The organism is Evansella halocellulosilytica (genome assembly GCF_002335745.1).
Taxonomy (GTDB): domain Bacteria; phylum Bacillota; class Bacilli; order Bacillales; family Salisediminibacteriaceae; genus Bacillus_CA; species Bacillus_CA halocellulosilytica.
The window spans coordinates 3509044-3522166 of record NZ_NIST01000001.1; the positions used below are offsets into that span (position 1 = coordinate 3509044).

12 protein-coding genes and 1 riboswitch are annotated in these 13123 nt (G+C 34.8%); of the genes, 10 read left to right on the forward strand and 2 right to left on the reverse strand.

Annotated features, from left to right (window positions below; translation table 11 throughout):
* Window positions 1-37: 37 nt before the first annotated feature.
* On the reverse strand, window positions 38-1141 hold the full coding sequence (locus CD001_RS16780; protein WP_096188789.1) for an acyltransferase family protein: 1104 nt from the start codon (window positions 1139-1141) through the stop codon (window positions 38-40).
* A gap of 634 nt (window positions 1142-1775) precedes the next feature.
* On the opposite strand from CD001_RS16780, the gene CD001_RS16785 reads away from it, so the two are divergent.
* From CD001_RS16785 to CD001_RS16820, 9 genes are all read left to right on the forward strand, one after another.
* Window positions 1776-3059: a helix-turn-helix transcriptional regulator gene (locus tag CD001_RS16785; protein ID WP_096188790.1), complete on the forward strand. Its 1284-nt coding sequence runs from the start codon at window positions 1776-1778 to the stop codon at window positions 3057-3059.
* On the forward strand, window positions 3052-3183 hold the full coding sequence (locus CD001_RS26950) for a hypothetical protein (RefSeq protein WP_257009840.1): 132 nt from the start codon (window positions 3052-3054) through the stop codon (window positions 3181-3183). Before CD001_RS16785 ends, CD001_RS26950 begins: the two co-directional genes overlap by 8 nt.
* Window positions 3184-3405: 222 nt before the next feature.
* Window positions 3406-4545, forward strand: a complete 1140-nt coding sequence (locus tag CD001_RS16790; protein ID WP_096188791.1) for a S8 family peptidase — start codon at window positions 3406-3408, stop codon at window positions 4543-4545.
* A 303-nt stretch (window positions 4546-4848) separates the two neighbouring features.
* On the forward strand, window positions 4849-5676 hold the full coding sequence (gene kynA, locus CD001_RS16795; protein WP_096188792.1) for a tryptophan 2,3-dioxygenase: 828 nt from the start codon (window positions 4849-4851) through the stop codon (window positions 5674-5676).
* Between the two features lie 107 nt (window positions 5677-5783).
* Window positions 5784-5885, forward strand: a riboswitch (purine riboswitch).
* A gap of 185 nt (window positions 5886-6070) precedes the next feature.
* Window positions 6071-6964 (forward strand): phosphate/phosphite/phosphonate ABC transporter substrate-binding protein, encoded by an 894-nt coding sequence (locus tag CD001_RS16800; protein WP_257009841.1) that lies wholly within the window; start codon window positions 6071-6073, stop codon window positions 6962-6964.
* Window positions 6965-7340: 376 nt separating this feature from the next.
* Complete coding sequence (gene phnC, locus CD001_RS16805) at window positions 7341-8111, forward strand: phosphonate ABC transporter ATP-binding protein (protein WP_096188793.1); 771 nt, start codon at window positions 7341-7343, stop codon at window positions 8109-8111.
* A gap of 2 nt (window positions 8112-8113) precedes the next feature.
* Entirely contained in the window at window positions 8114-8932 is an 819-nt protein-coding gene (gene phnE, locus CD001_RS16810; protein ID WP_096188794.1) for a phosphonate ABC transporter, permease protein PhnE, read from the forward strand.
* Window positions 8929-9735, forward strand: coding sequence for a phosphonate ABC transporter, permease protein PhnE (gene phnE / locus CD001_RS16815; protein WP_096188795.1), 807 nt, complete (start codon window positions 8929-8931; stop codon window positions 9733-9735). Before phnE (CD001_RS16810) ends, phnE (CD001_RS16815) begins: the two co-directional genes overlap by 4 nt.
* A gap of 154 nt (window positions 9736-9889) precedes the next feature.
* A complete protein-coding gene (locus CD001_RS16820) occupies window positions 9890-10687 on the forward strand; it encodes an inositol monophosphatase family protein (protein WP_096188796.1) in 798 nt (265 codons plus the stop codon).
* A gap of 48 nt (window positions 10688-10735) precedes the next feature.
* Here CD001_RS16820 and CD001_RS16825 read toward each other — a convergent pair whose 3' ends face one another.
* On the reverse strand, window positions 10736-11551 hold the full coding sequence (locus CD001_RS16825) for a UTP--glucose-1-phosphate uridylyltransferase (protein WP_096188797.1): 816 nt from the start codon (window positions 11549-11551) through the stop codon (window positions 10736-10738).
* 273 nt (window positions 11552-11824) lie between these two features.
* On the opposite strand from CD001_RS16825, the gene CD001_RS16830 reads away from it, so the two are divergent.
* Window positions 11825-12967 (forward strand): glycosyltransferase family 4 protein, encoded by a 1143-nt coding sequence (locus CD001_RS16830; protein WP_096188798.1) that lies wholly within the window; start codon window positions 11825-11827, stop codon window positions 12965-12967.
* Window positions 12968-13123: the final 156 nt, after the last annotated feature.

Here is a 13123-nt window from a genome sequence, read left to right on the forward strand (position 1 = left end):
CCCTGTGATTATCATACACAAGGTGTTTTTTCATAATCTAGGATGTATACTTTAATCCTTCCTCTGCTGTTACATTTTGCTGAGAGGCTGTTTCTTTATTTCTATATTCAACACCAATTTTTCCGACCACATAATTGCCGAACCTCCATTTATTTAAATAAATGATTGTCACAATCGACAAAAATGTACTAAATGCAAATAAAATAATTATATAATTAAATCCTAACGAAACAGGGTAATAGCTGTAAATGAAATCAATGACAGAAATATAAAACATATGAAGCAAATAAATGCCAAATGAATATTGACTAATTTTTATAAGAAAATCTGGGATGCGCCTTAACTGGTGCGTTACATAAAACATAAAGAAAATTATTGCAGTCGTATGAAAAATAATATCTACCCGTTTAGAACTGTGAACCGCAAGTATCTCAGAGTGGTAAAAAAATAGCAATATTCCACTAGATAACACCGGTGCTAACAGGACAGAATAGCGATATTTCTTTAACAACCTGATAAATGACTCATAATAATGGCCACAATAATACCCTAAAGTAAAATAAAAAATCCATCCTAAAAACGGTACCCAATAAAATCGTGTCCAAATATACTCTCCGAATGGGATGTTTGGCGGAGTAGTAAAATTAAATATGGCTAAATATGCGATGTTTATAAACAAAGTAATCATGATCATGTTAATCGGCTTTTGATTCTTTAAGAAACGATGAAAGAGCAAATGAATACAGTAAAATTGAAAAATTATCAAGACAAAATAACCATGAAAATCTCCAATAACAGCGTTTAGAAAAAATTGGTGCCCTAAGTCAGTCACGGAACGAACATGGGGAATTGCATAAAACATCGCCATCAGTAAAAATGGAACAAAAATATATTTGAACCGTTTGTTTAAAAAGTGATGTGGAATCTCCTTATTACGATATGAATATGCAATAATCATTTCAGAAATAAAGATAAACAAAGGTGTTCCAAAATATAAAAATACATTTATAGAATCAAATAAATTGTAGGAAAAAACACTGATTTCAGCGGATGGGATTGTACTTAAACCAGTTGATATTGCATGCAGAAAAACGATGCACAAGCATGCGATACTCCTTAAAAAAAATACCTCTTTTATCATATTTTCCCCACCAATAATTTGTATTATAGATATTCCAATATCGAACTTCACTTAAAAAGGATTTAGAAGCAGCAAATTGGAATACAGTTTCCTATCATCCTATCGTATGAAGCATCAGAACATTTTTCAATTCACAAGCAAACATTTACATCGATTTACACATTTTTATGAAATTGATTGAGATTTCCAGCAGCTTTAAATTGATATTTGAGGAATATATTCGTTTGAGTTAGAAAACATCTCGCATTAGTTTGTTGTTTTTTGAGGAATGTTTGTCAAATAGCAAGCGGATACATGTTTCCTAACAATTCATGGGTATAGCAATTGTAGTTGTTGATTTTATAATGATTTAAAGGATTTTCATTATTTTATCATGAATGTATTAGCGACAATGGGCATACGAGTGAATAAATGTTCAAGATTATCTAGCTTAACACCACAATTAACAATTACTAAAAAATGGTTAATTTTAACATAAATATATGACTAATGATTGTTTTCGATTAGGAAATAGAAGGGCAATATTTATAGATTAAAGGAAAATACAGGATAACTCATAAAAAAGTAGAATAGTTTTCTACAAAGTATTCCTATTAGTTTACTTGAAAATAGTGAATAGGTGGGGGGCTATTATATGCATATTGGAAAACGTCTATTTTTACTAAGAAAAAGGAAAGGACTCTCTCAGGAAGGGATATCAAAAGGGATTATCTCAAGAGGTCATTACAGTAATATAGAATCTGGAAGATATAAAGCCTCTGACGACATTATCGAATTGCTTGCTGCAGAGTTAAATGTTCCATTCGAATATTTGTATGGTACGAAAGATAAACAGTCTAATCTTGCTGAAAATCTTAGAGTCTTGTACCAGTTTATTCAAGACAGAGAGTATGATCACGCAAGGAGAGTCATTTCGAACATTCGAACCAACTTTCCATACATCTTTTCTTATGAACAAGAACTGCACTTTAATATTCTTATCTGTTATTTTTTGATCCAGACGAAGCAACATAAAACGTGTACGAATGTGATGGAAGAATTAAATGTATACGTTGACGATCCTTCTCAATTAACGGCAGAACTTGCTTTTATCTATCATTATGTAATGGGGCTTTGGTATTATTGTCAATCAGTTTTTCCATTAAGCTATGAATCATTTCAGTACTGTCTAAATGAATGTGATAATGAAATCGAAAAAGGTAATATTTATTACAATTTAGCTCTTGCATCATATGGTTGCCTTCAAAATTATCAGGCGATCAATTTTGCGAAACGTTCCCTGCAAATACAGTTGACAGAACATAAATGGTTTGAAGCAACGAAATCTTATTTATTATTAGGAATAAACTATTGGGAAATGAGCAATATTGAAGATGCAAAAAATAACATGAAAAAAGCTTTAGACCTTGGAAACGCTCACGATTATGAAGAACTAAAAGGTAGTATTTACCACAACCTAGCATTGATATATCAATCGGAAAATAACTATGATTACTGTATTCATTTTTTAGAAAAAAGTATCGAAGCAAAATTAAATACAAATTATGAATCAGTTATAATTACTTACTGTAATTTAATAGATCTTTACTTGGAAATTGATCAAATTGACCAAGCTAAAGGAGTATTAATCGGTGCCAGAAATTATGTGAAAAAAGAGGAGGACTCTAAGAATCTAGATATATATGATGCGAAAATCTTATATTTAGAAAACCAATTTTGCGAATATGAGGAACTAATGAACGAGTTGATTCATTATTACACAACGTTAAGAAGTTGGAGGAAAGTAAAAGATTTGACCGAGGAATACTCGCAATATTTAGGTAACAATTTAAAATATAAACTTGCTTTTAACTATTCACAATTAGCGTTAAAGGCAAACCAATATTTATATGAGAAAGGGGGATTATTAAATGATTAAACTGTTTGCGATTTTGATGACTGCAAGTTTACTTGTTATTTCATTAAATTTTTTAGCTTTAAGTGATGAAGCACGACCGTATCCGGATGTGCCAGAACCGACTTCGATTGAGATAGAGTTATAGAATCATCGTATTTTGAAAGAAGTGACCAAAATTCCTTTGTTTGTTTCCGGACAAGCAAAGGAATTTTTTTATAATAAAATTCAACATTTTTAGATCCCTTGCTGAACTTCGTCAATTTTAAAGGTTTCTCGATTGGAAAATACGAAATATGTAAGTAAATCTTTGGCCAAAGATTGGGCACCAAGATACACACGACAAAAAAATACTAAGGAGGAGTTTAAAGTGAAGAGAATTTTGTTTAGTTTTGCTTCTTTATTGATTGTTAGTTTGTTGTTCATTCCAGGTGTTTTTGCTCAAGATTCGACAGACAAACAAAGTGAACGTTATTTAGTAATGTTCGATGGTCCTGCTGAAGCAGGTATTTTAAATGCCTTCGGAGTCAAAGAGAGTGATATTTTACATGAATTTGACTTGTTGCCTGTCATGCACTTAGATTTATCAACTGAACAAGCAAAAGGACTAAAAAACCACCCGCAAATCAAATTTGTGGAAGAAGATGCACGAGCAGAAGCTTTCTCACAAACTACTCCATGGGGAATTACTAGAGTACAAGCACCAGATGCACACCAGATGGGATATAGTGGAAATGGTGTAAAAGTAGCCATTTTAGATACTGGAATCGATGCTTCCCACCCAGACTTGCAAGCGAATGTCCAAGGTGGATACTCAGTTTTTTCAGATAGTGCAAATAATAATCCGTTTTACGATGGAGATGGTCATGGCACACACGTTGCAGGAACGGTAGCTGCAGCAAATAATGGTGGTGGTGTATTAGGCGTTTCTCACCAAGCAGATTTATACGCTGTTAAAGTACTAGATAATAATGGCGGAGGTTCTTATTCTGGTATCGCTCAAGGGATTGAATGGTCAATAAATAACGACATGGATATTATAAATATGAGCCTTGGCGGATCAGCTCATAGTTCTATATTAGAAGCTTATTCTAATTTAGCATACAATGAAGGAATTCTTGTCGTTGCTGCTGCAGGAAACAGTGGGAATGCTTGGGGGATCGGTGATACTGTTGCTTATCCAGCAAAATATGATTCAGTCATTGCAGTTGCAGCGACAGATCAAAACAATAACCGCGCTTCTTTCTCTAGTCATGGACCAGCAGTTGAATTGTCAGCACCAGGAGTAAATGTTTTAAGTACTGTCCCTGGTAACGGTCACCAATCGTATAACGGGACATCGATGGCTTCGCCGCACGTTGCTGGAGTAGCTGCGCTTACGTGGCAAGCTAAACCTTATTTATCAAACAGTCAACTTAGACAAACATTGCAAAATACAGCTCTAAATTTAGGCAATAGTAATTTTTATGGTCATGGACTCGTCCGATCTGTCAATGCTATTCAAAACTAACGAATAATTTTGAATCAATGACTTTCAATAAATATCCGCCCGTATAACGGGCGGTTTTAATTTCGCCCTATAAGGAAATCTCATAGAAGAAAATGAGTTTGGGAAGTTGTATTGTATTTCAATAAATCTTGAATCCGCGGAGCATATGGTGTTCATACGTGAGTAACGGGGAGACGAGTCAACTCAGAGATACTAAAGTAGTTTTCCTGGACTTTTTGAACATTCTCTTAAAGGGTTTTTATTTTGATAATTATCAGTTAAATTAATAGTGTAACCTAATTAAAGGCTTAGGAGGCGCTATTTGTGAAGGAGAATAATGAAAATGGAATACATACCGATTTTACAAACAATATGACTTACGGAGAATATTTAAAGCTAGATCAAATCTTATCTGGACAACAAAGGTTGTCAGATCACCATGATGAAATGTTATTTATTATCATCCATCAAGTAAGTGAACTATGGATGAAGCTAATTTTACACGAGTTACATGCTGCTGTTGATTCTATTGATAAAGGGGATTTTCAAACTTCATTTAAACAATTGGCACGTGTTTCAAAAACGCAATCGCAAATCATTCAAGCGTGGGATGTTTTGTCTACCTTGACTCCATCAGAATACATGGAGTTTAGAGATAAACTTGGACAAGCTTCAGGATTTCAGTCTTATCAATATAGAATGATTGAATTCGCTCTCGGGTATAAAACAGATCACGTTTTAAAAATTTATCAGAAAGATCCCGTATTATTAGAACAATTAACAGAAGCTTATAAGAGACCAGGCTTATATGATGTCGCAATCAATTCATTAGCAAACACTGGATTCGCAATAAACCCAGACCTCGTTAATCGGGATTATACACAAACATATACTGCAGACGAATCTGTAAAAAAAGCTTGGTTAACTGTTTATCATAACATTGAAAAATATTGGGATTTGTACCAGTTAGCCGAAAAGCTTGTAGATATTGAAGATTGGCTTCAGCAATGGAGATTTAGACATATGAAAACTGTCGAAAGAATTATCGGCTTTAAACGAGGTACAGGTGGTTCATCCGGTGTAGGCTACTTGAAAGGTGTTTTGGAACACCGCTTTTTTCCGGAACTATGGGACATACGAACCGAGCTGTAGCTTTAATAAAAGTGTAACATTAACTAGATTTATGTTATATTTTCGTTGGAATTTGTAAAAGTATGTTGACAATTTATGAATAAAGATTAATAATTTGGATAGTAACTTCATAGATGTATTAACCCCGTCGTATATATTTGGGAATACGGCCCAACTGTTTCTACAAAACTACCATAAATAGTTTTTCTACGAGGGGAGGACGATCATTTATAGGTCAGACTATACATAATCCTATAAACAAAATTCGACTCTCACTCCAGGCACCTAAGTTATATACTTTATACGGGCCTGGATATTTTTTGGCCTAAAATACATCTGTAACCATTATGTCACGGCGTTCAGTAACATCTGAAGTTACAAAATAAAAAAATAACAATTTTTTGGAGGGGTCATTTTGTTTAGACGTATCTTTTTAAGTTCAATTTTTGTATTAGGTTTAACGACAATGGTAGCATGCGGTTCTGGCTCGGGAGATGGAGAGCAAGAAGAATTGACAATGGGTTTCATCCCGTCACAAGATGCGAGTGAGATTGCAACGACTGCTGAGCCATTAGCAGAAAAGTTGTCCGAAGAGCTTGGAATTGAAGTAAAAGCAGAAGTCATGACAGACTTTGTTGGACTTGTGGAAGCAATGAGAACACAACAAGTTGATATCGGATTTTTAAATCCATTTGGCTTTGTCCAAGCTGAAGATCGTGCTGATGTTGAAGTTATTTTGAAAGCTGAACGTGATGGTGAGACGTCATATGTAGCCCAATACAATGTAGCAGCTGATTCTGATATCGAAAGCATTGAAGATTTAGTAGAAATGGAAGACCTTGTCTGGGCTTATTCTGATGACTTATCTACTTCCGGATATTTATTCCCAGCTTCTCAATTAAGAGCGATGGGCGTAGAAGATCTTGAAAATCACTTCACACGTACGACTGTCGGAGGACACGATAACGCAATGATCGCAGTATTAGACGGCGCTGCAGACTTTGCAACAACATTTGAAGATGCTCGTGATGCAGTTGCAGATGAATTCCCAGATGTTTATGATGATATCCGAGTCATCGGTTATACAGATCCAATTCCGAATGATACGATCTCTTTACGTAGTGATCTTTCTGATGAATTAAAAGAAGATATTAAACAAGCTTTCTTAAGCTTTAATGATGATGAAGAAATGTTAGAAGTATTACACGACATTTACACTTGGACAGGTATCGCTGAAGCTACATCAGAGGAATACGATATCGTTCGTGACGTTTTCGCTGAGTTTGAAGACGAATTAGCAGAAGAATAAATTCATTTTAAACTTACAAAAACGAAGATATAAAAATCTTAAAGTGTGTGTTCAAAATGAGGATAAAAAGAGGCGAGTAGATCAAGGCGCGGCGAAGTTTTGTGTAGCATAGCGTATGGTGTTCATACGTGAGTAACAGAAAAAACGAGTCAACGCAGAGATACGAAAGCTATTGTTCTCTCGCTTTTTGAACAGCCTCTTAAAAGAAGTTATCTATACATTTACTGTACCCAAGGAGATTTATTACACACTAGGATAAAAGCTTTATATTTACACAAAACCTAGCTGTAATATCCTTGGGTATAGTCATGGTTAGATAATCTTTTTTTATGAACAATATCCGTTCAAGTAATCAAAGTTCAGGAAGGTGAACAGAATGATTGAGTTTAAAAATGTGTCATTAACGTATCCGAATGGCCATCAAGGATTAAAAAACATCAACTTAACGATTAATGACGGTGAATTTATCGTCGTAGTTGGATTATCAGGTGCTGGTAAATCAACTTTAATTCGCAGTATTAACCGATTAGTTACACCAACAGAAGGTGAGTTATTAGTAGATGGTGAAGACATTTTAAAATATAACGAACGAAAATTAAGAAAACTCCGGACGAAAGCGGGCATGATTTTTCAAAATTACAACCTTGTAAACAGGATGTCTGTCCTTCGTAATGTTTTAGCAGGAAGATTAGGTCATACAGGAACTATCCGCAGTATGTTAGGGATGTTCCCTCAAGAAGATGTGAAGCTAGCATTAGACAACTTAGATCGTGTCGGTATTATGAATAAAGCGTATGAACGTGCGGATCGTTTAAGCGGCGGTCAGCAGCAGAGAGTAAGTATTGCACGTGTAGTTACACAAAAACCGTCGGTTATTCTCGCTGATGAACCTGTTGCAAGTCTTGACCCACCCACGTCACACGTCGTTATGAAAGACTTAAAAAGAATAAGCAGAGAAGATAATTTAACGACTCTTGTTAATCTCCATTTCATTGATATGGCCCAAGAATACGCGGATCGTATTATCGGTTTAAGGGACGGGGAAGTCGTTTTCGACGGTCCGGCAGATCAAGTAACCGAAAAAACGTTCGAAGATATTTACGGTAGACCGATTAAAGAAGATGATTTACTCGGAGGAGATGAATAAGGATGACCAAAGAGAATAATCTGGTGAAAGGAAATAATGGGCGGATTCCAGTTACTCCTAAAGGGTTGAAGTGGTATTTATCTTCAATTCTCTTTTTAGTAGTAGCTTTATACATAATAGCCGCTTATCAGACAGAAGCATTTCCTGATCGAGTAATTGAAGGCTTTCCAATTATTTATTACTTCGTCGTAGATGATTTAATTCCACCAAATTGGAATTACTTGCCTACTGTTGCCTTAAGTTTGCTTGAAACATGGAATATCGCATTATTAAGTACGACTTTTGCAGCGATACTTTCATTGCCTTTTAGTTTTTTAGCTGCAGCAAATTTAAATAAAAATAAATATTTTTATCAATTTATTCGTAGTTTCTTGAATTTTTTACGTACGATTCCTGAAATTATTTTAGCAGTTCTATTCGTAGCGGTCGTTGGTTTAGGAGCTGTTTCAGGTATCCTTGCCTTAACTGTTTTTTCTTTAGGGATTTTAGCAAAATTGATTAGTGAAACAGTAGAATCTATTGATCCAGGTCCAATTGAAGCAATTCGGGCTTCTGGCGGTAATGTTTTTCAAGTTATTGCTTTTGGGGTGATGCCACAAATATTACCACAATATGCTTCGTATACGTTATATGTGTTAGAAATTAATGTAAAAGCTTCCGTTGTTTTAGGTTTTGTTGGAGCTGGGGGTATCGGACTTATTTTACGCCAGCAATTAAATATGTTTAACTTTGCTAATGTATCAACGATTATTATTATGATTTTTATAACGATTACAATTATTGACTTCATAAGTAATCGCGTAAGGGAGCGGTTAGAATGAATAATAATACAACTAAGTTACCTGTACAGAAACCGAAAAACACCAAGTTACGTATTAGATTTTTGCTCGTATTATTGTTCTTAAGTGGTTTATATATCGTTGCGTTAATTTCTACAGATTTTGATGTCCGTGCATCATCTGCTTCATCTTTAGAAACGTTAAAAAGAATGTTTATAGATCCGATAATTGATCCGTCTTTGTATAGTGAATATCCAATGTATATTGGTTACATGTTGGAGACAATCGCGATTGCTTATGCAGGTTTAAGTATTGCAGCAATTCTTGCGATACCAGTCGGTTTTTTAGCGGCTAGAAACATGGCAAAAAAGTATTCCTATATTGGAAAAGCAATATTAAATGCTATTCGGGCAATCCCTGAACTTATCTTTGCGATTATATTTGTAGCAGCAGTAGGGATGGGGCCATATGCCGGTGTTTTAGCGATTAGTATTAATTCAATTGGTATGCTAGGTAAATTATATGCTGAAGTTATTGAATCGATTGACATGCAAAAAGTTGATGCGATTAAAGCAAGTGGAGGGAATCGTATCCAAGCAATGTGGTACGGTGTTTTACCTCAAGTATTGCCTGAATTTTCATCATATGCAATTTATCGATTTGAAATTGATGTACGTGCTTCAACTGTATTAGGGATTGTTGGAGCTGGTGGAATTGGAGCTCCATTACTGTTGGCGACGAATCAGCGTAACTGGGAAGATGTAGGTATGATTCTTATTGTTGTCATCATTTTTGTTAGTCTCATCGATTATATAAGTGGTTATATTCGTAAGCGAATCGTATAGGCTAACAGTTTGTTCAATTTGCAAAAAAGGAGACTTCTTCAAACATGTCAGTGTGAATCATCACACTTGAAGGACGTTTGCTGAAGTTCTCCTGTTTTTTATTCTATTTCAATAGCTGGCATTATTATAGAAATGAACGAGAGGGGATTGTCTCATGAATAAATACAATGAAGAGATCTATCGCTGTGCGAAAATGTGGGTATTAGAAGCTGGAAAAATGCTAAAGAAAACATTATCTGACTCATTACATGTTGAATACAAAACGTCTGCAGCAGATCTAGTGACAGAGAAAGACCGTCAAATTGAAAAATTTTTCGTTGAAAAAATAAATGATACCTTCCCAGACCATTTTATTTTAGGAGAAGAAGGAACAGCTTCTGAGCAACGGAACTATGATCCGAATAAAGAAGTAGTATGGATGATTGATCCGATTGATGGCACAACAAATTTTGTACATCAAAAGCGTAATTTCACTATTTCTGTAGGTATATTTGATGAAGGAAATCCTCTAATCGGAATTATTTATGATCCAATAGCGGATGAATGCTTTCATACACTAAGTGGAAATGGAGCATTTTTAAACGACGAGATGCTCGAACGATTAAATGTAAGCACCATTGAAGAAACATTGATCAGTATGAATTCTTTATGGTTAGTACCTAATGAATATGTAGATCATAAAAAGTTACAATGTATGGTCAGTGAAGTGCGTGGTGTTCGCTGTATAGGCTCGGCGGCATTGGAATTAGCATATGTTGCTTGCGGAAGGTTAGATGCTTCTCTTGCGGTCGGCTTAGGTCCTTGGGATTTTGCAGCAGGTTACGTCTTGTTAAATGAAGTAGGGGGGATTACGACGACAATAGCCAATACATTTATAGATCCATTTAATCATTCCTCTGTATTTTCTGCTAAGCCTCGTTTGCATCGTGAACTTTTTAATAAATTTTTATAATAAAAAGACACCACCGAAACTTACTAATCGGTGGTCGTTTTTACGTTCTCAATTGATTTCATCATAATTGTGCATCTCGTTAATTAATTGAAAATAATCTTCCTCTTTGCCAATATCATACCTTTTCCCTTCAATTTGAACGCCAAAACAACCTTCATCACTTAATATATATTGAATCGCATCGGTTAACTGTATTTCACCACCTATTGAAGGTGAAAGGTTTTTTAAATGTTTATAAATGCTTGGCGTAAATACATAACGACCACAAACTGCTAAATTTGATGGTGGAGACGTTTTAGGCTTTTCTATGATGTCTAAAATCTTTGACACATGATTATTCACTTGATTTGCTTTGATGACACCATATTGATGAAGCTCTTCTTGTTTAACTTCTTGGACAGCAATTGTCGTTGATTTCGTTAATTCAAATGATTCAATTAATTGAGATAATGCTGTCCTGTTTTGAACCGAGAATAAATCATCTGGAAGTAGCACCGCAAAAGGTTCATCCTTTGTAAACAATTCCCCTTGAAGAATCGCATCACCTAGTCCATTTGCAAAAGCTTGCCGTACATATTGAATATGGACATCTTTAAAATCTAACTTATTTAACAAATGCTGTTTATTTTTTAGTTCTAGAAATGTTTCTAGTTCAATCGACCGATCAAAATAGTCTAAAATCATATTTTTATTTCTGGAAACGACGATTAATATTTCTTCCACCCCTGATGATACTGCTTCTTCAACAATATAATGAATAGCAGGTTTCCCGGCTATCGGAAACATCTCCTTCGGTAATACTTTTGTAATAGGGAGGTTCCGTGTTCCATAACCTGCAGCTGGAATAATGGCTTTTTTTATCATAATATATACCCCTTTCATCCCTTACTTTTATTTATTCTATAAAGGAGTACAACGTAGTTTGTCCGGACAAAAAAGGGCTATGTAACGGTGATTTTTCATACTATTATCTGACTTTAACTGGTGGTAAAACACCCAATTTTGGTATAAGTGACTACTTCAGCATCACACAAGATTTATGAATCAAATAAACTATTATGAGCAAAATCAGCAAAAGAAAAATCGTCAACAAATCTGAAATATCATTTATAACAAGCGTTAGAGGGAGGTATTCGTTTGAAAATCGCCATGATCTGTACTGAAAGCCTTCCAGCTCCTGCAATTAACGGAGGAGCTATTCAAATCATGATCGACGGTGTATCTAAATTTGTAGCTGAAGCATTTCAATTAACTGTATTTTCGATTACAGATCCTGAATTAGCAGAACATGAATGGGTAGACAGGGTAGAATATATTCGTTTTCCTAAGGATCAGTATGAAATAAAAGTTTACCATTCTATTCAAGAGACATATTATGACTTAATCCACGTTTTTAACAGACCACATAATGTATTAGCATACAAGCAAGCTTCACCGGAAAGTAAATTTGTACTAGGATTACACAATGACATGCTATCAGATGAAAAAATTAGCATTCATAAAGGTACAGAAGTCATTCAAATTGTTGATCACATCGTTACGATCAGTCATTTTATTAAACAAAAAGTTGTCACACGTTTTTCAGAAGCAGTTCATAAAACGACCGTCGTTTACAGTGGAGTTGACCTCGAAAAACATCATCCTTCATGGGACAATACTGGAAGAGAAGTGAGAGAGTGCTATCGTAAAAAATATAACCTTACAGGGAAGAAAGTCTTACTATTTGTCGGAAGGTTAACAAAAACCAAAGGACCACACCTCCTTATAAAAGCAATGAAATACGTGTTGAAAAAGTATTCGAATGCTATATTAGTAATTGTAGGTGGGAAGTGGTTTAGCGATGATGGATTGAACCAGTATGTAAAATCATTGTATTCGTTAGCAAAGCCACTGCAAGATAAAATTATCTTTACGAAATACGTTCCACCAGATGAAATTCCTTCCTTATTATTAATGGCTGATGTATTTATATGCTCTTCACAATGGGAGGAGCCTTTAGCTAGGGTTCATTATGAAGCGATGGCTAGCGGTACTCCAATTATTACAACAAATCGTGGTGGAAATGCTGAGGTCATCACACATAAAATGAATGGATATATTGTAGACGATTATAAAAAGCCTCTGTCATATGCAAAAGCCATCGATTTTTATTTTTCACAACCAGAAATGACGAGCTGGATTATTAGAAAAGGCCGGGAATTCGTTGAAGCAAATTTTCAATTTAAGCATGTATCAAGAAGATTGACAGATGTCTATGAAACATGTTTCCATAAAAATTAATATAACGTATTTTCAATTGTATATATATTAAGGTTATATAGTAGTCGTCATATTTATGAGCTTTAATATTGTTGATTACAAATTTGAAAGGAGCACTTAGAACAATACAATAGAAGTATCGTTCAGAGCATCAAGATATAGAAAGAGGCTGCCATT